Origin of the sequence: Streptomyces sp. BBFR102, from assembly GCF_051397025.1 — a bacterium.
Taxonomy (GTDB): Bacteria; Actinomycetota; Actinomycetes; order Streptomycetales; family Streptomycetaceae; genus Streptomyces.
This window is the reverse complement of sequence record NZ_CP195757.1, coordinates 5,396,305-5,417,127: the sequence shown is the minus strand read 5'-3', so window position 1 is coordinate 5,417,127 and position 20,823 is coordinate 5,396,305. Positions and strand designations below refer to the sequence as shown.

16 protein-coding genes and 1 pseudogene are annotated in these 20,823 nt (G+C 73.4%); 6 read left to right on the top strand and 11 right to left on the bottom strand.

Annotation, left to right across the window (positions count from 1 at the left end; all coding sequences use genetic code 11):
• Positions 1-123: 123 nt before the first annotated feature.
• The 7 genes from ACSLIC_RS23925 to ACSLIC_RS23895 form a co-directional block, all read right to left on the bottom strand.
• Positions 124-921, bottom strand: coding sequence for an ABC transporter ATP-binding protein (locus ACSLIC_RS23925; RefSeq protein ID WP_436739762.1), 798 nt, complete (start codon positions 919-921; stop codon positions 124-126).
• On the bottom strand, positions 908-1,846 hold the full coding sequence (locus tag ACSLIC_RS23920; RefSeq protein WP_436739761.1) for an ABC transporter permease: 939 nt from the start codon (positions 1,844-1,846) through the stop codon (positions 908-910). The genes ACSLIC_RS23925 and ACSLIC_RS23920 overlap by 14 nt, the downstream gene beginning before the upstream one ends.
• Before the next feature lie 116 nt (positions 1,847-1,962).
• A complete protein-coding gene (locus ACSLIC_RS23915) occupies positions 1,963-2,808 on the bottom strand; it encodes a glycosyltransferase family 2 protein (protein WP_436740465.1) in 846 nt (281 codons plus the stop codon).
• A 47-nt stretch (positions 2,809-2,855) separates the two neighbouring features.
• The gene (locus ACSLIC_RS23910) at positions 2,856-3,635 is read right to left on the bottom strand and encodes a CDP-alcohol phosphatidyltransferase family protein (protein ID WP_436739760.1); all 780 of its coding nucleotides are present in this window, start codon (positions 3,633-3,635) and stop codon (positions 2,856-2,858) included.
• Complete coding sequence (locus ACSLIC_RS23905; protein WP_436739759.1) at positions 3,613-4,674, bottom strand: iron-containing alcohol dehydrogenase family protein; 1,062 nt, start codon at positions 4,672-4,674, stop codon at positions 3,613-3,615. The genes ACSLIC_RS23910 and ACSLIC_RS23905 overlap by 23 nt, the downstream gene beginning before the upstream one ends.
• Positions 4,662-5,414: a sugar phosphate nucleotidyltransferase gene (locus tag ACSLIC_RS23900; protein ID WP_436739758.1), complete on the bottom strand. Its 753-nt coding sequence runs from the start codon at positions 5,412-5,414 to the stop codon at positions 4,662-4,664. The genes ACSLIC_RS23905 and ACSLIC_RS23900 overlap by 13 nt, the downstream gene beginning before the upstream one ends.
• Positions 5,411-7,213, bottom strand: a complete 1,803-nt coding sequence (locus ACSLIC_RS23895; RefSeq protein WP_436740464.1) for a DUF5941 domain-containing protein — start codon at positions 7,211-7,213, stop codon at positions 5,411-5,413. Before ACSLIC_RS23895 ends, ACSLIC_RS23900 begins: the two co-directional genes overlap by 4 nt.
• Before the next feature lie 550 nt (positions 7,214-7,763).
• Here ACSLIC_RS23895 and ACSLIC_RS23890 point away from each other — a divergent pair.
• Both ACSLIC_RS23890 and idi read left to right on the top strand, forming a co-directional pair.
• On the top strand, positions 7,764-8,702 hold the full coding sequence (locus ACSLIC_RS23890; RefSeq protein WP_436739757.1) for a cation diffusion facilitator family transporter: 939 nt from the start codon (positions 7,764-7,766) through the stop codon (positions 8,700-8,702).
• Positions 8,703-9,015: 313 nt separating this feature from the next.
• On the top strand, positions 9,016-9,612 hold the full coding sequence (gene idi, locus ACSLIC_RS23885; RefSeq protein WP_436739756.1) for an isopentenyl-diphosphate Delta-isomerase: 597 nt from the start codon (positions 9,016-9,018) through the stop codon (positions 9,610-9,612).
• A 3-nt stretch (positions 9,613-9,615) separates the two neighbouring features.
• Here the strand turns inward: idi and ACSLIC_RS23880 are convergent, their stop codons facing one another.
• Positions 9,616-10,155, bottom strand: a complete 540-nt coding sequence (locus ACSLIC_RS23880) for an ATP-binding protein (protein ID WP_436740463.1) — start codon at positions 10,153-10,155, stop codon at positions 9,616-9,618.
• 517 nt (positions 10,156-10,672) lie between these two features.
• On the opposite strand from ACSLIC_RS23880, the gene ACSLIC_RS23875 reads away from it, so the two are divergent.
• The 3 genes from ACSLIC_RS23875 (at position 10,673) to ACSLIC_RS23865 (ending at position 14,947) form a co-directional block, all read left to right on the top strand.
• Positions 10,673-11,443, top strand: a complete 771-nt coding sequence (locus ACSLIC_RS23875) for an enoyl-CoA hydratase/isomerase family protein (RefSeq protein WP_436739755.1) — start codon at positions 10,673-10,675, stop codon at positions 11,441-11,443.
• A gap of 71 nt (positions 11,444-11,514) precedes the next feature.
• Positions 11,515-12,378 carry an SCO6745 family protein gene (locus tag ACSLIC_RS23870; RefSeq protein WP_436739754.1) on the top strand — a complete coding sequence of 288 codons (864 nt, stop codon included), beginning with the start codon at positions 11,515-11,517 and terminating at the stop codon, positions 12,376-12,378.
• Positions 12,379-12,514: 136 nt separating this feature from the next.
• Entirely contained in the window at positions 12,515-14,947 is a 2,433-nt protein-coding gene (locus tag ACSLIC_RS23865; RefSeq protein WP_436739753.1) for a Tex family protein, read from the top strand.
• Positions 14,948-15,484: 537 nt separating this feature from the next.
• Here the strand turns inward: ACSLIC_RS23865 and ACSLIC_RS23860 are convergent.
• Together ACSLIC_RS23860 and ACSLIC_RS23855 are read right to left on the bottom strand one after the other, a co-directional pair.
• Entirely contained in the window at positions 15,485-17,122 is a 1,638-nt protein-coding gene (locus ACSLIC_RS23860) for an ABC-F family ATP-binding cassette domain-containing protein (RefSeq protein WP_436739752.1), read from the bottom strand.
• Positions 17,123-17,248: 126 nt separating this feature from the next.
• Positions 17,249-17,518: pseudogene (locus ACSLIC_RS23855) on the bottom strand (AAA family ATPase); the annotation flags it as partial.
• 96 nt (positions 17,519-17,614) lie between these two features.
• On the opposite strand from ACSLIC_RS23855, the gene ACSLIC_RS23850 reads away from it, so the two are divergent.
• The gene (locus tag ACSLIC_RS23850; RefSeq protein WP_436739751.1) at positions 17,615-18,562 is read left to right on the top strand and encodes an NAD(P)/FAD-dependent oxidoreductase; all 948 of its coding nucleotides are present in this window, start codon (positions 17,615-17,617) and stop codon (positions 18,560-18,562) included.
• A gap of 406 nt (positions 18,563-18,968) precedes the next feature.
• Here the strand turns inward: ACSLIC_RS23850 and ACSLIC_RS23845 are convergent, their stop codons facing one another.
• Positions 18,969-20,744 carry a BCCT family transporter gene (locus tag ACSLIC_RS23845; RefSeq protein WP_436739750.1) on the bottom strand — a complete coding sequence of 592 codons (1,776 nt, stop codon included), beginning with the start codon at positions 20,742-20,744 and terminating at the stop codon, positions 18,969-18,971.
• Between the last annotated feature and the right edge of the window lie 79 nt (positions 20,745-20,823).

Sequence of the window (20,823 nt, the reverse complement as noted above, 5' to 3'; positions counted from 1 at the left end):
CAACTCCCGGTCCGTCCGCCGAGTTCCCGCGGCCCGGAACCGGTGTGTCCGTACGCAGGGCCCCGGCCCGCCCCGACGCAGGGGGCGGGCCGGGGCCCTGGTGCAGGCCGCGAGCGGGCTCCGCTACTTGCCGGTGAACTTGTCGTACTCCTTGAGGACGTCGGCCGTCGGGCCGTCCATCCGCAGCTCACCGTGTTCCAGCCAGATCACCCGGTCGCAGGTGTCCCGGATGGACTTGTTGTTGTGGCTGACCAGGAAGACCGTGCCGGCCTCCTTGCGCAGTTCCCTGATGCGCGCCTCGGAGCGCTTCTGGAACTTCTTGTCGCCGGTGGCCAGCGCCTCGTCGATCATGAGGACGTCGTGGTCCTTGGCGGCGGCGATGGAGAACCGCAGCCGGGCCGCCATGCCCGAGGAGTAGGTGCGCATCGGCAGGGTGATGAAATCGCCCTTCTCGTTGATGCCGGAGAAATCGACGATGCCCTGGTAGCGCTCCCTGATCTGCTCACGGGTCATGCCCATCGCGAGGCCGCCGAGCATCACGTTCCGCTCGCCGGTCAGGTCGTTCATCAGGGCGGCGTTGACGCCGAGCAGCGAGGGCTGGCCGTCGGTGTAGACCTTGCCGCTCTCCGCGGGGAGCAGGCCGGCGACCGCCTTGAGCAACGTCGACTTGCCCGAGCCGTTGGAGCCGATCAGCCCGATCGCCTCGCCCCGGTAGGCGGTGAAGCTGACGCCCCGCACGGCGTGCACCTTGCGCACGCCGCGCTCCTCACCGCGCTTGAGGATGCGGCTGAGCGCGGCGGTGGCGCTGCCCTTGCCGCCCTTGGTGCCGTTGACCCGGTAGACGATGTGCAGGTCGTCCGCGATCACCGTGGGGGTGCGGGCGCCGCCCCGGGCGCCCTGGTCCACGTCAGCCTCGGCCATAGCGCTCCTCCGACTTCCAGAAGTAGACGAATCCGGCGACGCCCGCGACCAGCGCCCAGCCCAGCGCGATGGCCCAGACGTGCTCGGGCAGGTACGCGGCGGTGTAGTCGTCGATCAGGGCGAAGCGGACCAGGTCCATGTAGATGGCGGCGGGGTTCCACTGGAGGAGGTCCGTCAGCCACAGCGGCAGGTTCTTGTCGGCCAGCATCGCCGGGATCGAGAACATCACGCCGGAGGCGTACATCCAGGTACGCATGACGAACGGCATGAGCTGGGCGAGGTCGGGGGTCCTGCTGCCCAGGCGGGCGAAGATCAGCGCGAGACCGGTGTTGAAGACGAACTGGAGCGTCAGCGCCGGCAGGACCAGCAGCCACGACCAGGTGGGGTACGAACCGAAGCCCATGACGATCGCGAAGAGCACGATCATCGAGAAGAGCAGCTGCTGGAGCTGCTGGAGGGAGAAGGAGATCGGCAGCGAGGCCCGGGGGAAGTGCAGGGCGCGGACCAGGCCGAGGTTGCCCGAGATGGAGCGCACCCCCGACATGACCGAGCTCTGCGTGAAGGTGAAGACGAAGACGCCGGTCACCAGGAAGGGCACGTACACGTGCTCCGGGATGCCCCGCCTGGCGCCCAGCAGCAGGCCGAAGATGAAGAAGTAGACCGCCGCGTTCAGCAGCGGTGTCACCACCTGCCACAGCTGGCCGAGCTTCGCCTGGCTGTACTGGGCGGTGAGCTTGGCCTGCGAGAAGGCGACGATGAAGTGGCGGCGGCCCCAGAGCTGCTTGACGTAGGCGAGCAGGCCGGGCCGTGCCCCGCTGACCGACAGGCCGTACTTCTCCGCGAGCTGGGCCGGGGAGAGCCCGTCGTCGGGGGAGGGCGGAGCAGCACTCACCGCGACACCACCGTCCTGCGTTGTCTCACTCACAAGGGGAAACTTTCGTCTTCGGGATACACCGGCGGACCCCCTGGCAGCACCGGGCGGCACGGGGCGGTCCGCGGTCGGGGACCGGTACGGGCCGAATGGTCTCAGACCCGAGCTTGTCAGATGACGGGAGGTCGGCCCAGCCGGGTGAGCCGCCACACGGTGCGCCACCTCATGGGCCGCCGGGGCCCCGCGGAGGAGGTCCAGCCCTCCTTGAACCCGCCGAACCACGCCTTCAGCGCGGGCCCCGAGGGCCGGCGCAGCAGGGTCAGCAGCAGCCAGACCCCGAGGTAGACCGGGACCAGCGGGAGGGGCAGGTTGCGGCGGGCCAGCCAGACCCGGTTGCGGGCCACCATGCGGTGGTAGACCGCGTGCCGGGAGGGGGCCGTCGTCGGGTGGTACAGCACCATGTCGGAGCGGTAGTCGATCTGCCAGCCGGCGTTCAGTGCGCGCCAGGCGAGGTCGGTCTCCTCGTGGGCGTAGAAGAAGTCGGCGGGCAGCAGGCCCGCGTCGGCGAAGACGCGGGTGCGGACCGCGTTGGCGCCGCCGAGGAAGGTCGTCACCCGCGAGGAACGCATCGGGTCCGAGGCGCGGAGCCGGGGGACGTGGCGCCGCTGGGTCTCCCCCGTGTCGGGGTCGGCGATGCGGAAGGAGACGATGCCCAGCTCCGGGTCGGCGGTGAACGCCTCCCGGCACAGCTCGACGGTGTCGGTGTGGGCGAGCAGCCCGTCGTCGTCCAGGAAGAGCAGGATGTCGACGTCGCGTCCGGCGGGGCCGAACATCTCGATGCCGACGTTCCGCCCGCCGGGGATGCCGAGGTTCTCGGGCAGCTCGGTGGTGCGGACGCCCTCGGGGACCTCCGGCACCGGCGAGCCGTTGCCGACCACGGCGATCTGGACCGGGTCGCCGTCCTGCTCGGCGACCGAGTCGATGAGCGCGCGCAGTTCCTCGGGCCGGTTGCCCATGGTGATGATGACGGCGCCGACCGTCGGGGAGGAGCTGTCCACGGCGGTCACCTCAGCCTGCTGGAGACGAGGATGGACACCAGGTGCAGCAGGGTCTGCAACAGGGCGATGCCGGCCAGGACCGCGATGCCCAGGCGGGTGAAGAAGAGGTCGCCCCGGATCTGGTCGGCCACCGCCAGGACGATGATCAGCAGCGACGCCTCGATGCCGAGGACCAGGCGGTGGAACTTGAGCGCGGCCGCGGCCTTGCGGGCGAACGCCACCTTCGAGGAGCGCGGCTCGGAGGCCGCCTCCTTGACCGGCGGCAGCCCGCCCTGGTGCCGGGCGACGCCGACCAGGTCCGTCTCGGCCTTGATCAGGATCGCGCCGAGCGCCGCCAGGGTGCCGAGGAAGGCCCAGAGCCAGTCGATCCGGCCGCTGCCCCACAGGTCGGCGCCGCGCAGGCCGAGGCCGACCAGGACCGCGGCGTCGCACAGGTAGGCGCCGACGCGGTCCAGGTAGACACCGCCGAGGGAGAACTGCTTCTTCCAGCGGGCGACCTCGCCGTCCACGCAGTCCAGCAGCAGGTACAGCTGGACCATCAGGGCGCCGAGGACGGCGCCCCAGATGCCCGGCACCAGCAGCGCCGGGCAGGCCAGCACGCCGAAGACCGTCATCAGGTAGGTCAGCTGGTTGGGCGTGATGCGGGTGGGCACCACGTACCGGTCGACCCGCAGCGAGATCTCCCGCATGTACAGGCGTCCCGCCCAGTGCTCACCGCTGCGTCGGTCCTTCACCCCGGCGGGGTGCACGACCGGGCGGAGTTCAGCTACCGATGGCCTTGGCATAGTCGGCGTAAGCGTCCTTGATCTGGTCGGTGGAGAGGTTGAGGTGCTCCAGGATCGTGTACCGGCCCGGCCGGGTCTGCGGAGCGAACTCCACGACCTGGACGAACTCGTCCACGGTGAAGCCGATGTCCGCCGGCACCACGGGCAGTCCGTGCCGCCTGAGGACCTCGGCCATCTGCGCCGACTCCGCGAGGGCACCGCGCAGGTGCATCGCGAAGGCCGCCCCCATCCCGCACTGCTCGCCGTGACTGGCGGCGCGCTTGGGGAAGAGCAGGTCGAAGGCGTGGTTGATCTCGTGGCAGGCGCCGGAGGCGGGGCGGCTGTCGCCCGCCACCGACATGGAGATGCCGGTGAGCACCAGCCCTTCGGCCAGGACCTGGAGGAAGCCGTCCTCGCCGACGTCCCCCGGGTGGCGGAGCACCGCCTCGCCGGCCTGGCGGGCCATGGCGGCCGCCAGGCCGTCGATGTCCTCGCCGCGGACCTGGGCCGACAGCTCCCAGTCCGCGACGGCGGAGATGTTCGACAGGGCGTCCCCGATACCCGAGCGCACGAACCGCGCCGGGGCCTCACGGATGACGTCCAGGTCGATGACGACGCCGATGGGGTTGGGTACCCCGTACGATCCCCGGCCCGCGTCGTTGTCGAGGGTGGCGACCGGCGAGCAGAGGCCGTCGTGCGACAGGTTGGTCGCGACGGCGACCAACGGCAGGCCGATCCGGGCCGCGGCGAACTTGGCGCAGTCGATGATCTTGCCTCCGCCGAGGCCCACGACGGCGTCGTAGCGGCCCGACTTCATGGCGTCGGCCAGCTTGACCGCGTCGTCGAGGGTGCCACCGCCGACCTCGTACCAGCTCGCCCCGGGCAGAGCCGGGGAGAGCCGCTCCCGGAGCCGGGCGCCCGAGCCTCCGCTGATCGCTATCGCGAGCTTGCCGGAGGAGGAGATCCGCTGGTCGGCGAGGACCGAGGCGAGATCGTGGAGCGCACCGCGCCGGATGTCGACGACGAGGGGCGAGGGGATCAGGCGCGTCAGTACCGGCACGCGATCTCCCTGCCCTTGGCGAGGTCGTCGTGGTTGTCGATCTCGACCCAGGTGACCTCGCCGATGGGCGCCACGTCGATCTTGAAGCCGCGGTTGACGAGCTCCTGGTAGCCGTCCTCGTAGTACAGCTGCGGGTCGCGCTCGAAGGTGGTGCGCAGCGCGTCGGCCAGCTCCTCGGCCGCCTCGCCCTCGATGAGGGTGACGCCGATGTACTCGCCGGTGGCCTCGGCCGGGTCCATCAGCTTGGTGATGCGCTGGACGCCCTTGTCGGGGTCGACGACGACCTTCATCTCCTCGTCGGCGAGGTTCTTCACCGTGTCGAGGGCGAGGATGATCTTCCGGCCCTCACCGCGCGCGGCGAGCAGCGTCCTCTCGACGGAGACCGGGTGGACGGTGTCCCCGTTGGCGAGGATCACGCCGCCCTTGAGGGCGTCCCGGCCGCACCACAGGGAGTAGGCGTTGTTCCACTCCTCGGCCTTGTCGTTGTCGATCAGCGTGATCTTCAGGCCGTACTTGGCCTCCAGCGCGGCCTTGCGCTCGTAGACGGCCTCCTTGCGGTAGCCGACGATGACGCCGACCTCCTCCAGACCGATCTCGGCGAAGTTGCCGAGGGTGAGGTCGAGGACGGTCAGGCTCTCCTCGTCCCCCTCGGGCCCCACCGGCACCAGGGCCTTGGGCAGGGTGTCGGTGTAGGGACGCAGGCGCCGTCCGGCGCCGGCCGCCAGCACAAGGCCGATCATGCGGGTTCTCCTTCATCGTGTACGGCGGGTGCTCCTGCGGAGACCCAGAAGCGGATGCTCTCGGCGAGCACCACGAGTGCCACGACCACGGCGAGGACCGTGAGCGCGACGGTGAAACCTGAGGGGGCCAGCAACGCGGCGGCCGTCACGAGGAGGACGCGGCCCTCGTGCCCGCCGGTTGCACGGACCAGAGCGCGGGGCGGCGCGCCGCTGCCGCCGCGGATGCGGTAGACCGTGTCGTAGTGATGGTAGGCGACCGCCGCGACCAGCCCGAAGGCCGCCGGAAGGGCCCCGGAGTCGTCGGCGCGGGCCGCCAGCAGCAGGATCACGCCGTACTCGGCGGCCCGGAAGAAGGGCGGCACCAGCCAGTCCAGGGCTCCGGTGAGTGGCCGGGAGACGGCGAGCGAGGAGCAGAGCACGTAGGCGACGGCGCCGAGCAGCGGGCCCACCGAACCGGCCGGGGTGAGGGCGGTCACCGCGACGAGGATCACGCCGCCGAGGGCCGCCGCGGCCGGTGCGGGGAGCTTGGCGAAGGAGCGCAGGCGCGGGGCGAGCGCTTCGGCGAGCGGGCCGCTGTCGGCGAGGTCGGCGAGGGCCTGGGCGGCCCGGTCGGTGCGCCGGGCCTTGCGGGTCAGCGAGCGCAGCAGGCGGCCGGCGGTGGTGTAGCAGGCGGCCAGCGCGCAGCCGATGAGCAGGACGGCGAAGGTGATCCGGGGCGTGGTGACGGCGGTGAGGACCGCGATCAGCGCCCAGCGCTCCCCGATGGGCAGCACGATCATGCGGCGCAGCCAGACGGTCCAGCCGACGCTGTCGAGGCGGCCGGAGAGGGCGGCGGTGGGGCTGGTGTTGGCCTCGGCGTCGTGGTTGGCCTCGTTGAAGGAGAAGTCCACGACGTGCCGGCAGGTCTGGAGCACCATCGCGCCGAGCGCCAGCGCCCACACGTCGTCCCCGCCGCGCGCCGCGCCGAGGGCGAGCCCGGCGTAGTACGCGTACTCCTTGGCCCGGTCGAAGGTGGCGTCGAGCCACGCACCGAGGGTGGAGTACTGGAGGGAGTAGCGGGCGAGCTGGCCGTCGGTGCAGTCCAGCACGAAGGAGAGGAGGAGCAGCAGCCCGGCCGCGACGAAACCGCCCCGGGTGCCGGTGGCCGCGCAGCCGGCCGCGATCAGCGCGGTGAGCAGCGAGGCAGTGGTCACCTGGTTGGGGGTGAGGCCGCGCCGGGCGCACCAGCGGGCGAGGTAGCGCGAGTACGGGCTGATGCAGTACGTCGTGAAGAAGCCGTCGCGGGACTTGACTGCGGTGCGCAGCCGGATCGCCTCGTCGTCGACGGCGGCGACGGCCTGTCGGGCCTCGCTGCGCTCCTGCGGGGCGAGCGGCACGCGGGCGACCAGGGTGCCGAGCTCGGGCCGGTGGACGGCGACGCCCTCGGCCTGAAGGGCGCCGGCCAGCCGGTCGGGCAGCCCGGTGCCGGTGCGCGGCGCGGTGTCGGCGCCGCCGGGCGCGGCGGCCTCGGCCTCCAGGGCGCGGGTGAGCGCGGTGCGGGAGGCGTCCTGCACGGCGACGGCGCCGGGGACGGCGCCGGCCGGGAAGCGGGGATCGGTCAGGCCCAGGCGCAGGGCGTGCTGGTGGCCGACGAAGCCGGCGTCGACCAGGGCGACGCGGCCCGTGAGGGGCAGGGTACGGAGCAGGGCGGCTGCCTCGGCGGCGTCGGACGCGGTCCGCACGTCGAAGCCCAGCGTCCGCAGTTCGCCCTCGATCGGCGACCCGGGGACCGGCTGACCGGTGACGATGGCGGTCGACAGACGAACTCACTCCTTGGGTGCCGGTGCGGTCCGCTCCGGACAGCTCGGGTGCCTGGAACAACGGCCTGGCGGCACGTCGGTGAGGCTATCGGACGGCGGGGAGCCCGCGTTCACCGCCCGTTCGGTACCTGTTCGCATCCCGGGCGGGGGCGCGCAGGGCGGGTGCGACCGGGCGCACGCGGCTTCCCCGAAGCGGGGGGCGCGGCGCGGGGCCGCCGCCATCATGGTCGATCAACTGCCCGGCCGACAAACCGCCTCCCGCCTTCCGTCGCTGGTCGCGGCGCATGGCCCCGCTTCGGTGGCGTTCGCCCGTTCTCTCCGCACACCGTCCGGAAGGCACGATTCCGCCAGGCGGCGGAACGGGCGCCCCGAACGGGCCACCCAGGGGCCCCAAGAGGCTTCCGAGGCGCTGACCTGCACCTCGTTTCCGCAGGTCAAGGGGAACGACAACGGTATTCAGCGCCGTGTTGCCGGATACCCCCCACCCGTAGTTCACTGTGGTCGGCCGAGGCCATCGACAAGACACCGACGAGGCTTAAGGACATGTCTCATGGGGGCTGGGCACGATCACGGGCACACACACGGTCCCACCACCGGCACGGCCGCGGCGGCCCACCGGGGCAGGCTGCGGATCGCGCTGGGCATCACCCTCTTCGTGATGGTGGCGGAGATCGCCGGCGGCCTGCTGGCGGACTCGCTGGCGCTGATCGCCGACGCCGCCCACATGGCGACCGACGCGCTGGGGCTCGGCATGGCGCTGCTCGCCATCCACTTCGCCAACCGCCCGCCGAGCGAGAAGCGCACCTTCGGCTTCGCCCGCGCGGAGATACTGGCCGCCCTCGCCAACTGCCTGCTGCTGCTCGGCGTCGGCGGCTACGTCGTCTACGAGGCGGTGGAGCGGTTCTTCTTCGCCCCCGCCACGACCTCGGGACCGCTGGCGCTGGCCTTCGGCGCGGTGGGGCTGCTGGCCAACCTGGTCTCGCTCTCCTTGCTGATGCGCGGCCAGCGGGAGAGCCTCAACGTGCGCGGCGCCTTCCTGGAGGTGGCCGCCGACGCGCTGGGCTCGGTGGCCGTCATCCTTGCCGCCCTGGTCATCATGGCCACCGGCTGGCACGCGGCCGACCCGGTCGCCTCACTGCTGATCGGCGCGATGATCGTGCCGCGCACCCTGCGGCTGCTGCGGGAGACGCTCGACATCCTGCTGGAGGCGGCGCCCAAGGGCGTCGACATGGCGGCGGTGCGGCGCCACATGGAGGAGCTGCCGGGCGTGGTCGGTGTGCACGACCTGCACGCCTGGACCATCACCTCGGGCATGCCGGTCCTCTCCGCGCACGTGGTCGTCGAGGCGGACCAGTTGGACGCCGCCGCCCACGAGAAGCTGCTGCACGAGCTCCAGGAATGCCTGGGCGGCCACTTCGACGTGGAGCACTGCACCTTCCAGCTGGAGCCCTCGGGCCACGCGCCGCACGAGGCGGGACTCTGCCACTGAGCCGCCTCCGCCCGGCCGGGGATGTCACAGGATCGTCACAGGTCTCCCGGCGGGAGGCCGGGGCGCCTGCTCGGGCCCTGGGTGCGCCGGAGCCATCCGCCGCTCCCCCACGGCCCAGGGGAAGCGGTCCGGCCGGGGATACAGCCTTCCGGGCCGCCCCGCCCCCGCTCCTGACCGGGGGGTACGGACCGCGTGCCCGCCACCGCGGAGCGGACGGGTGGCGTCCGTTCCGGGCACGCTGGGCACGGCAGGTGCCCAGCGTGCCGGATTTGTGCGGCAGACTGGTCGTTCAGGACCGAAGCGAAGGATGGGTATGCCGATCACACCTGCCACCGCGGTGAGCCGCTCGTCGGACGACTCCCCGGAGGCCGTCATTCTGCTCGAACTGGTCGACGAGGACGGCAACACCATCGGCACGGCGGAGAAGCTCTCCGCCCACCAGGCGCCCGGCCGTCTGCACCGGGCCTTCTCCGTCTTCCTCTTCGACGGGCGAGGCCGGCTGCTGCTCCAGCAGCGAGCCCTGGGCAAGTACCACTCCCCCGGCGTCTGGTCCAACACCTGCTGCGGCCACCCCTACCCGGGCGAGGCACCGTTCGCCGCCGCCGCCCGGCGCACCTTCGAGGAGCTGGGGGTCTCCCCCGCGCTGCTGGGCGAGGCCGGCACGGTCCGCTACAACCACCCGGACCCCGCCTCGGGCCTGGTGGAGCAGGAGTACAACCACCTCTTCGTCGGGCTGGTCCGCGATCCGCTGCGGCCCGACCCGGAGGAGGTCGGCGACACCGTCTTCGTCACCCCGGACGAACTGGCCGAGCGGCACCAGGCCGGGCCCTTCTCGGCCTGGTTCATGACCGTCCTGGACGCGGCGCGCCCGGCGATCCGCGAGCTGACCGGGGAAGCCGCCGGCTGGTGAGACTCAGGCCCCGGGGGCCGGGAGCACCGGTGGGCCGCCCACTCCCGGGGCCAGCGGCAGCGCCGCCCAGATGATCTTCCCGCCGGTCGCGGTGTGCTCGACGTCGCAGACGCCGCCCGCCTCCGCGGTGATCTCCCGCACCAGGAGCAGGCCCCGGCCGCCGGTCCGCCCGTGGTCGGCGACGAGCGCGGTCGGGCGGTACGGGTGGCTGTCCTCGACCGCGACCCGCACCCAGGCGGCACCGACGGCCACCTCGACGCCGACGGTGGGCGACAGCAGGGCCGCGTGCCGTACGACGTTGGTGACCAGTTCGGAGACGATGAGCAGCAGCCCCTGCACCAGGTCCGGGGGTGCGGGAACGTCCTGGCGGCGCAGCAGGTCCCGTACGGCGTGCCGGGCGCGGGGCACCGCGGCGTCCTCGGCGTCGGCGGTGAAGCGCCAGACGCCCTCGTACGGCAGCCGCCCCGGAGGCACGGCCGCGGCGGGTGGTGCGGCGGGTCTCGAAAGGGGTCTCGACGGTCCGCCTCGTGCGCCGTCATCCATGTTCCGGTCCCCGTCCTCGGTCTGTCCGGCGTCCTGGGTCTCGGTGGCTTCCACAGTCCGAGTGTTGGGAACGCCCGACTCCGGGCCCGGTACCTGACCGCAAAATGCTGCACATCGAGCGGATGTGACCGACCGACGGCGTTTCGTGTGCCGATTCGACCGGTCTTCCTACGCCGCGTCGCTCCGGCCCCGCTCAGCGCGGTCCGCCAGGTCGGAGACGACACCGCGCCCGCCCGGTCCGGTGGAGATCAGCGACAGCCCCCTCGAAGAGCAGTCGACGTGAGGATGGCGACGCCGACATGGACCAGACCGACGGCTCCGGCCACCACCAGCACCCCGCCGAGGAAGGCGAGCCGGCCGAAGCCCCGGCCGGCTCGCGCCGCTCGCGGCGGCCAGGACCGGGAACCCCGTTCTCGTGCCGGGCCATACGGGGCGCCTCCTCGCATCCGGGCGGTCCTCCGTCTCCGAGCCCAGGCCGCACGCGGGGGCCGCGCCCGGCGCGGATAACATCCGGGCCATGGAGCCGCAGCTGACTCACACCCTCGCCGGGGGCGTCGCCACGGTCGTCATCGACCACCCGGCCAAGCGCAACGCCATGACCGCGGCGATGTGGCGGGCGCTGCCTCCGCTCCTCGACCGGCTCGCGGCCGATCCGTCGGTGCGGGCCCTGGTGCTGACCGGGGCCGGGGAGACCTTCTGCGCCGGGGCGGACATCTCCTCCCTGGGCGCCTCGGCCGCCGAGGGCGGCGACGCGCCGCAGCGGCTCGCGGTGCTGGCGGAGGAGGCACTTGCCGCCTTCCCCCGGCCGACGCTGGCGGCGGTGCGCGGGTACTGCGTGGGCGGCGGCGTCCAGCTGGCGGCTGCCTGCGACCTGCGCTTCGCCGAGGAGGGCAGCCGGTTCGCGGTGACCCCGGCCAAGCTGGGCATCGTCTACGCCGCCTCGTCCACCGCGCGGCTGGCCACCCTGACCGGGCCCGCCACCGCCAAGTACCTGCTCTTCTCGGGCGAGCTGATCGACACCGGCCGGGCACTGCGGTGCGGCCTGGTGGACGAGGTACTCCCGGCCGGTGGACTGGGCGCGCGGGTGGCGGAGTTCACCTCGGTCCTGGCCGCCCGTTCGCCGCTGACCCAGGCGGCGGCCAAGGAGTTCGCGGCGGGCCGTACGGACCGGATCGCCCACTGGGAGGACGAGGCCCGGCGCAGCACCGACGCGGCCGAGGGGGTCGCCGCCTTCCTGGAGCGCCGTACGCCCCGCTTCACCTGGACCCCGGCGGCGGCGCGGGAGTAGACCCGGCCCCGGCGCCGACGGGCGGTGTCGCCCTCTTCCTCCCAAACCGACCGGTCGGTAACGTCTGCCTCATGAGCACTCCTCCCGCCCGCGCCGGACGCCGCTGCCACCACGCGGTCAACCCGTTCCACTCCGCCGTCTACTTCTCCCCCGAGCTGCGCGAGGAGCTGGCCGCGATCGGCGTCACCGACGCCGACGCCGCCTACTTCGCCTTCCGGTCGGCCGCGCTCGGCGCCGTGGGCCCCGGCGCGGTGACCGCCGCCTTCTACAACTTCCGCCACGACCTGGTCGCCCGCCACCTGCCCGCCGTCTGGGAAGTGGCCACCCCCGCGCAGGTCCTCGACGCCCGACTGCGCGCGGCCGACCGCACCCTGCGGCGGCTGCTCGGCGAGGAGGCGCTCGCCGCGCCCGGCCTGGCCGAGGCCGCCGAACTCGCCCTCCGCGCCGCCGAGGGGTGCACCCGACCCGGCCGCCCGCTCTACGCCGCCCACGCCGACCTGCCGGTCCCCGCCGAGCCGCACCTCGCCTACTGGCACGCCGCCACCCTGCTCCGCGAGCACCGGGGCGACGGGCACCTGGCCGCGCTGCTCGACGCGGAACTCGACCCGCTGGAGGCGCTGGTCAGCCACACCGCGACCGGCTTCGGCATGGCGCCCAAGTGGGTGCTGGCCACGCGCGGCTGGACGCGGGAGGACTGGGACGCGGCGAGCGCGCGGCTGGTCGCGCGCGGCATCCTCGACCGGGAGGGCTCCCTCACCGGGCAGGGCTCGGCACTGCGGGCCGAACTGGAGGAGCGCACCGACCGGTTGGACGCCGGGCCGTACGAGCACCTGGGCGCCGAGGGCACCCGGCGGCTGACCGAGCTGGCCAAGGACCTGCTCGGGCGGATCTTCGCGGCCGGGGCGTTCCCGGACGGCATGCTGGGGCGCGGCTGACCCCGCCCGGCGCACCGCGTCGGCCCCGCGTACGGAGCCTCGGGGGTGACACGGCCGGGTGGACGGGTGTGCGGGCCCGGCGGGCGGGGCTGCCACAATTGCGGCGCACCCTCAGTGAGAAGGCGGTACGGAGATCGTGACCACACCCAGCACCGGGTCCATCGAGAGCAGGATCGCCGAGCAGCTCGGCGTGCGGGAGCGGCAGGTGAGGGCAGCCGTCGAGCTTCTGGACGGCGGCGCCACGGTGCCGTTCATCGCGCGCTACCGCAAGGAAGCGACCGAGATGCTGGACGACGCCCAGCTGCGCACCCTCGAAGAGCGGCTGCGCTACCTGCGGGAACTGGAGGAGCGGCGCGCCGCCGTCCTCGAATCGGTCGCCGAGCAGGGCAAGCTGACCGATGAGCTGCGGGCGGCGATCGAGGCGGCCGAGACCAAGGCACGGCTGGAGGACGTCTACCTTCCGTTCAAGCCGAAGCGGCGCACCAAGGCGCAGATCGCCAGGGAGGCGGGGCTGGAGCCCCTGGCGGACGGCCTGTTGGGCGACCCTTCGGCGGAACCGCTGGCGGCGGCGGCCCCGTTCGCCGATCCGGAGAAGGGGGTGGCCGACGCACAGGCCGCGCTGGACGGCGCCCGGGCGATCCTGGCCGAGCGGTTCTCGGAGGACGCGGACCTCATCGGCACCCTGCGCGAGCGGATGTGGGGGCGCGGCCGGCTGGCGGCCAAGGTCCGCGAGGGGCAGGAGGAGGCGGGGGCGAAGTTCTCCGACTACTTCGACTTCGCCGAGCCGTTCACCGAACTCCCCTCGCACCGCGTGCTGGCGATGCTGCGCGGCGAGAAGGAGGGCGTCCTGGAGCTGGCGCTGGAGCCGGAGGAGCCGCAGGCCGACCCGGCGGCGCCCTCCTCGTACGAAGTGGAGGTGGCGGCCCGGTTCGGGATCGCCGACCGGGGTCGTCCCGGGGACAAGTGGCTGCTGGACACGGCCCGCTGGGCCTGGCGGACGCGGATCACGGTGCATCTCGGCATCGACGTGCGCAGCCGGCTGCGCACGGCCGCCGAGGACGAGGCGGTGCGGGTCTTCGCGGCCAACCTGCGGGACCTGCTGCTCGCCGCGCCCGCCGGGACCCGGGCCACGCTGGGCCTGGACCCGGGGTTCAGGACCGGAGTGAAGGTGGCCGTGGTGGACGCCACCGGCAAGGTGGTGGCGACCGACACCATCTACCCGCACGTGCCGCGCAACCAGTGGGACGGGGCCCTGGCGAAGCTGGCCGCGCTCGCCGAGGCGCACCAGGTCGAGCTGGTCGCCATCGGCAACGGCACCGCCTCGCGGGAGACGGACAAGCTGGCCGGGGAGCTGATCGCGGCCCACCCGGAGCTGAAGCTGACCAAGGTGATGGTCTCCGAGGCGGGCGCCTCGGTCTACTCGGCCTCGGAGTTCGCCTCGCAGGAGCTGCCGGAGCTGGACGTGTCGCTGCGCGGCGCGGTCTCGATCGCCCGGCGGCTCCAGGACCCGCTGGCCGAGCTGGTGAAGATCGACCCGAAGTCGATCGGGGTCGGCCAGTACCAGCACGACCTCTCCGAGGTGAAGCTCTCCCGGTCGCTGGACGCGGTCGTCGAGGACTGTGTCAACGGCGTCGGGGTGGACGTCAACACGGCCTCGGCGCCCCTGCTGGCCCGGGTCTCGGGGATCGGCTCGGGCCTCGCCGAGAACATCGTGGCGCACCGGGACGGCAACGGCCCGTTCACCTCCCGCAAGGCGCTCAAGGACGTCTCCCGGCTGGGCCCGAAGGCGTACGAGCAGTGCGCGGGCTTCCTGCGCATCCGGGGCGGGGACGATCCGCTGGACGCCTCGGCGGTGCACCCGGAGGCGTACCCGGTGGTGCGGCGGATGGCGAAGGCGGCGGGCGGCGCCGACGTGCTGATCGGGTCGGCGGCGACGCTGCGGTCGCTGAACGCCCAGGAGTTCGTGGACGAGAAGTTCGGTCTGCCGACGGTGACGGACATCCTGCGGGAGCTGGAGAAGCCGGGCCGCGACCCGCGTCCCGCCTTCCGGACTGCCACGTTCCGGGACGGCGTGGAGAAGCTCTCCGATCTGGAGGCCGGCATGGTGCTGGAGGGCGTGGTCACCAATGTGGCCGCGTTCGGCGCCTTCGTGGACGTCGGTGTCCACCAGGACGGCCTGGTGCACGTGTCGGCGATGTCGCGGAACTTCGTGAAGGACCCGCGCGAGGTGGTCAAGCCGGGCGACATCGTGAAGGTCAAGGTCATGGAGGTGGACGCGGCGCGCAAGCGCATCTCGCTCACCCTGCGGCTGGACGACGAGCCGGGCGCGGGCGGCGGCCGTGAGCGGCGCGGCGGCGAGGGCCGCTCCGGCGAGGGCCGCTCCGGCGGTGGCCGTCCGGCGCCGAGCCAGGGCGGTGGCCGACAGGGCGAGCGGCGCGGCGGCGCGCGCGCCCCGCAGCAGCGGCAGGGGCGTGGCGGCGGCCGGGGCCCGTCGGCTCCGCCGCCGGCCAACGACGCGATGGCCGACGCGCTGCGGCGAGCGGGGCTGGTCGACCCGAAGCGGCGCTGAGCCCCCGCCCACTCCCCTGCCCGCCCCTGGTCCGGACGTCCCGGGGCGGGCAGGTCCGCACCCACCCGCCCACTTCACCGCGTCCGCGCCCGCAGTGCCTCGGGGACCCTCCCCGCCTGAACGGGCTGGAGCCCTGCCCGTGCACCCTTCGGCCTCGTCATGGCCGGTTTCGCCGAGCGAGGAGCCGTCGGCGGAACGCCAGTTGAAGCGGAAGCGCATCTTCCCGGCCCCGCGCGACCCGCCCGGCGGGGCCCCTCGACACGGTCCCCACGAAGGGCCGGGGCCTGTACGACATCCACGCCCCGGCCGCTGCTGAGCGACGCCGTTCTGCTCGCCGCCCTCCTGGCCACCGGTAGTCCTGCGGGCCCACGTCCGGCTGGCGCAGCGCCTGATGCTCCCCGTCGGCGTCATCGCCGGATTCCTCGGCGGCGCCCGGCTCCGAAAGGCCCGGGCTGCTGCTGCCGTGGCTGCTCGGCCGGGCGCCGGGGCGGCACGCGGGGAAACGGGCGCCTGGCCCCGCGCTCCCCTGCTCCGGGGTCAGACCTCGGTGACCCGTCCGTCGGCCACCACGAGGCGGCGGGAGACGCGTACCGCCTCCAGCATCCGCCGGTCGTGGGTGACCAGCAGCAGTGTCCCGGTGAACGCCTCCAGTGCGGACTCCAACTGCTCGATGGCGGGCAGGTCGAGGTGGTTGGTGGGCTCGTCCAGGACCAGGAGGTTGACGCCCTTGCCCTGGAGCAGGGCGAGCGCCGCCCGGGTCCGCTCCCCCGGTGAGAGGGTCGCCGCCGGGCGCAGCACGTGGTGGGCCTTGAGGCCGAACTTGGCCAGCAGGGTCCGCGCCTCCGCGGGGTCCATGTCGTCGGCCGCCTCCCGGAACGCCTCCAGGAGCGGTTCGGGGCCGTCGAAGAGGCGCCGCGCCTGGTCGACCTCGCCGGTCAGCACTCCGGGGCCGAGGGCGGCCGACCCCTCGTCGACCGGGACGCGGCCGAGCAGGGCGGCGAGCAGCGTGGACTTGCCGGAGCCGTTGGCGCCGGTGATGGCGATCCGATCGGCCCAGTCGACGCTGAGCGAGACCGGGCCGAGCTGGAAGCCTCCCCGGCGGAGCACCGCGTCGCGCAGGGTGGCGACGACCGCGCCCGAGCGGGGCGCGGCGGCGATCTCCATCCGCAGCTCCCACTCCTTGCGCGGCTCCTCGACCTCCTCCAGCCGTTCGATCATCCGCTGCGTCTGGCGGGCCTTGGCGGCCTGCTTCTCGCTCGCCTCGCTGCGGAGGTTGCGGCTCATCTTGTCGTTGTCCCCGGCCTTGCGGCGGGCGTTCTTCGTGCCCTTGTCCATCCAGGCCCGCTGGGTGCGCCCGCGCTCCTCCAGGGCCGCCTTCTTCCCCGCGTACTCCTCGTACTCCTCACGGTCGTGCCGCCGGGCGGTGGCCCGCTCCTCCAGGTACGCCGCGTAGCCGCCGCCGAAGAGGCGGACGCGCTGCTGGGCCAGGTCGAGTTCGAGGATCTTGGTGGTGGTGCGGGTGAGGAACTCGCGGTCGTGGCTGACGACGACGGTCCCGGCGCGCAGCCCGGTGACGAACGCCTCCAGCCGGTCCAGGCCGTCGAGGTCGAGGTCGTTGGTGGGCTCGTCCAGCAGGAAGACGTCGTAACGGGAGAGGAGCAGCGAGGCGAGCGAGGCGCGGGCCGCCTGTCCGCCGGAGAGCGCGGTCATGGGGTGGTCGAGGCCGGTGGTCAGGCCGAGCGTGGCGGCCGTCTCCTCGGCCCGTTCGTCGAGGTCGGCACCGCCCAGCGCGAGCCACCGCTCAAGGCCCGTCGCGTACGCGTCGTCCGCGCCGTCCGCCCCCGCGACCAGCGCCTCGGTGGCGGCGTCCAACTCCCGCTGGGCCCGGGCCACGCCGGTGCGGCGGGCCAGGAAGTCCCGTACGGACTCGCCGGGGCGCCGGTCGGGTTCCTGCGGGAGGTGGCCGACGGTGGCGCTGGGCGGGGTACGGCCGACGGTGCCCCGGGCCGGGGCGTCGAGTCCGGCGAGGAGGCGCAGCAGGCTGGATTTGCCGGCGCCGTTGGCACCGACCAGCCCGATCACGTCGCCCGGGGCCACGACGAGGTCGAGCCCTTCGAAGAGGGTGCGGTCACCGTGGTGGGCGCTGAGGTCCTTGGCGACGAGAGTGGCAGTCACAGGTCGCGAGCATAGCGCCGTGAGCAGGGAGGTTGCGCCGCGCGTCTCCTCGCCCCGAGGCAGGCCGGGCGGAGGACGGGCGGCCGGCAGCGGCCCCCGGGAGCGCCCGGCTCAGATCAGCCGGAACAGGTCGACCGGCCCGAACACGCGCGTCGGCGCGGTGAACTTCGACAGCAGGATCTCCCCGTACGCGGCGCCCTCCACCCGGCCGCCGACCTCCCGGGCCAGTGCCGGCTCGGCCGTCCCCGGCGGGCCGAGCAGCAGCGAGTGCCGGCCGGCCAGCAGGGTGGCCCAGAGAGTCCGTACCGCCTCGGCCCGCTCGTGGAAGCGCTCCGGCAGCTCCCCGCAGATCGCCCGCAGCCGTTGCGCCGTCCGCTGCTCCTGGTGTGCCGCCATCCCCGGCTCCTCCCCTCGACCGGCCGCCATGGTCACGCAGGCCGGCCGCCGGCCCCGCCCTGCCCCTGCGGGTGGCCGCTCCGCTACCGTCCGGCCATGAACGGCGAAACGATCGTGGTGGGCGGCGGAGTCATCGGGCTGACCTCGGCGGTGGTGCTCGCGGAAGCGGGCCACCGGGTCCGCCTGTGGAGCCCCGAGGAGCCGGGGGCGACGACCTCGGCGGTGGCGGGCGGCCTGTGGTGGCCGTACCGCATCGAACCGGAGGAGCGCGTCGGCGCCTGGTCGCTGCGCACCCTGGAGGTCTGCACGGGGCTGCTGGACCGGCCCGAGGAGACCGGCGCCCGTCTGGTGTCCGGGGTGCACGCGGCGACGGAACTCGGCGGTCTCGGCGCGTGGGCGGCCGGGGTGGACGGGCTGCGGGCGGCGACCGAGGCCGAGTACGCGCCGGGCGACGGGTTGTGGGCGCGGGTGCCGGTGCTCGACATGCCGACGCATCTGACCTGGCTGCTGCGGCGGCTGGAGGCGGCCGGGGGCCGGGTCGAGCGGCGGGCCGCCGACTCACTCACCGAGGCCGCCGCCGAGGCCCGGGTGGTGGTCAACTGCACCGGACTGGGTGCGGCACGGCTGGTGCCCGACGCGGGGATGCGGCCGGTGCGCGGGCAGTTGGTCGTGGTGGAGAACCCGGGGGTGGACACGTGGTTCGCCCGTACCGGCACGGGCGCCGAGTCGACGTACTTCATCCCGCAGCCGGGCCGGCTGCTGCTCGGCGGGACCGCCGAGGCCGGGGCGGACTCGCTGGAGCCGGACCAGGAGACGGCGCGGGCGATCGTGGCACGGTGCGCCCGGCTGCGCCCGGAGATCGCCGGGGCACGGGTGCTCGGCCACCGGGTCGGTCTGCGCCCCGAGCGGGTCGGCGGGGTGCGGCTGGAGCGCGAGGAACTGCCCGGCGGCGGCGTGCTGGTGCACAACTACGGGCACGGCGGGGCCGGGGTGACCGTGGCGTGGGGCTGCGCCGACGAGGTGGCGGGCCTGGTGGACGCTTAGGGCCTGTCCTGCGGATCTTCGGGGAACAGCCTGCGGCGTCCGGTGCGTGCTCTGGCGTGCGCCCGGATCTCCTTCGTACTGGACGTACTCGGGTGATCGGGGCGTACGGCGAGAGTACGTGCCAGGCGTCGCAGGCCACGAAGATCCGCCGGACAGGCCCTGGCGGTGTCCGACAGGTCCGGTGCGGTGTCGGCGGTGCCCGGTGCGTGATCGCGGTCTGCCGGGCGAAGATCCTCGTAGCGGTGCTGCCCGGGCCCTTGTCCGGTGCGGCGAGAGTGCGTGCCGGGCGCCCGGGTGCCGTGAGGGACGCGTCAAAGACCCAGGGCGGACGTACGTTCCGGCCGCGCGACGCCTGTGCCCGCCGCGCCTCGGAAGGCGGGGCGGGCACAGGCCAGGTGGTGCGGGGTCAGGACTTGACGTGGATGCGCTCTCCGCCGTCCCCGTCGTCCTCGGGGCCGGTGATGCCGACCGGGTCACCGGCGCTCCCGGGCCCCTGGCCGGGGCCGATGCGGATCTCGAAGTCGCCGGCGTACTTCTGGTGGCCGGCGACGACGGCCATCTCCACGGCCTCGTTGCCCATCACGCCGCGCACGATGAGCGGGTCGCGGCGCAGGTCGCGCATGAGGGCCACGCACATGCCGGTCATCACCAGGACGAACGGCGCGGCGACCAGGATGGTGAGGTTCTGCAACCCGGTCAGCGCGTCGTCCTCACCGCCGCCGATCAGCAGCATGATGGCGGCGACGGCTCCGGTGACGACACCCCAGAAGATGACGACGAACCGGCTCGGCTCCAGGCGGCCCTTCTGCGAGAGGGTGCCCATCACGATGGAGGCCGCGTCGGCGCCGGAGACGAAGAAGATGCCGACCAGGACCATCACCAGGACGCTGGTGACGGTGGCGATCGGGTACTCGGCGAGGACGCCGAAGAGCTGCGCCTCCTGGGAGGCGCCGGAGGCGAGCCTGCCCTCCTCCGACAGGCTCATCGCGCTGGTGCCGAAGACGGCGAACCAGACGAGGCTGACGGTGCTGGGCACCAGGATGACGCCGCCGATGAACTGGCGGATGGTGCGGCCCCGACTGATCCGGGCGATGAACATGCCGACGAAGGGCGTCCAGGAGATCCACCAGGCCCAGTAGAAGACCGTCCAGGAGCCCAGCCAGTCGCCGACCTCGTCGCCGGCCGCGGCCTCGGTGCGGCCGATGAGCTGCGGGAGGTCCTGGAGGTAGCCGCCGATGGAGGTCGGCAGCATGTCGAGCATGATGACGGTCGGCCCGGCGATGAAGACGAAGAGCGCGAGCAGCAGGGCCAGCACCATGTTGATGTTGGAGAGCCACTGGATGCCGCGTTCGACGCCGGAGACGGCGGAGGCGACGAACGCCACGGTCAGCACGGCGATGATGACGACCAGCAGACCGGTCCCGGCGGCCGAGAGCCAGTCCAGTTCCTCGATGCCGCTGCCGATCTGGAGGGCGCCGAGGCCGAGCGAGGCGGCGGAGCCGAAGAGGGTCGCGAAGATGGCGATGATGTCGATGACGCGGCCCCAGACGCCCCGGGCCCGCTTCTCGCCGATGAGCGGCTCGAAGACCGCGCTGATGGTCTGGCGTCGGCGCCGCCGGAAGGTGCTGTAGGCGATGGCGAGGCCGACCACGGCGTAGATCGCCCACGGGTGGAGCGTCCAGTGGAAGAGGGTGGTCGCCATCGCGGTCTGCATGGCCTCGCCGGCGTCGGCCGGGTCGGTGCCGGGCGGCGGGTCGGCGAAGTGGGCGAGGGGCTCGCTGACGCCGAAGAACATCAGGCCGATGCCCATGCCCGCGCTGAACATCATGGCGATCCAGGAGACGGTCCGGAACTCCGGCCTCTCCCCCTCGGCGCCCAGGGTGATCTTTCCGTAACGGCTCATCGCCAGCCACAGGGCGAAGACGACGAAGCCGGTGGCCGCCAGCATGAAGGCCCAGCCGCCGTTGTGGATGAGCCAGTTGAGCATCGTGCTGGCGATGGACTCCAGGGCGTCGGTGGCGAGCGCGCCCCACAGGACGAAGGCCAGGGTGAGGGCCGCGGTGACACCGAACACGACGCGGTCGGTGGTGGGCCCGCTGCGTTCGGCGGGGCCACCGGGCGGGGTGTCAGGCGCGAGCTTCGGACCGTCACCGGCCCCTGGTGTGTGCTTTTCGCGCGTCACGGGCGGCACCTTTCGGGGTGGACGCGGATGGGGGGACGAAGGGACATGTGTCCGCTGACGCCTACCACAGAGCGGCCCC

What these genes read in the sequence shown, in the direction of transcription:
- ACSLIC_RS23925 (WP_436739762.1), bottom strand. Translation starts at nt 921, where the DNA reads ATGGCCGAGGCTGACGTGGACCAGGGCGCCCGGGGCGGCGCCCGCACC.
- ACSLIC_RS23915 (WP_436740465.1), bottom strand. Translation starts at nt 2,808, where the DNA reads ATGGGCAACCGGCCCGAGGAACTGCGCGCGCTCATCGACTCGGTCGCC.
- ACSLIC_RS23910 (WP_436739760.1), bottom strand. Translation starts at nt 3,635, where the DNA reads ATGCCAAGGCCATCGGTAGCTGAACTCCGCCCGGTCGTGCACCCCGCC.
- ACSLIC_RS23900 (WP_436739758.1), bottom strand. Translation starts at nt 5,414, where the DNA reads ATGATCGGCCTTGTGCTGGCGGCCGGCGCCGGACGGCGCCTGCGTCCC.
- ACSLIC_RS23890 (WP_436739757.1), top strand. Translation starts at nt 7,764, where the DNA reads ATGGGGGCTGGGCACGATCACGGGCACACACACGGTCCCACCACCGGC.
- idi (WP_436739756.1), top strand. Translation starts at nt 9,016, where the DNA reads ATGCCGATCACACCTGCCACCGCGGTGAGCCGCTCGTCGGACGACTCC.
- ACSLIC_RS23880 (WP_436740463.1), bottom strand. Translation starts at nt 10,155, where the DNA reads ATGGATGACGGCGCACGAGGCGGACCGTCGAGACCCCTTTCGAGACCC.
- ACSLIC_RS23875 (WP_436739755.1), top strand. Translation starts at nt 10,673, where the DNA reads ATGGAGCCGCAGCTGACTCACACCCTCGCCGGGGGCGTCGCCACGGTC.
- ACSLIC_RS23870 (WP_436739754.1), top strand. Translation starts at nt 11,515, where the DNA reads ATGAGCACTCCTCCCGCCCGCGCCGGACGCCGCTGCCACCACGCGGTC.
- ACSLIC_RS23850 (WP_436739751.1), top strand. Translation starts at nt 17,615, where the DNA reads ATGAACGGCGAAACGATCGTGGTGGGCGGCGGAGTCATCGGGCTGACC.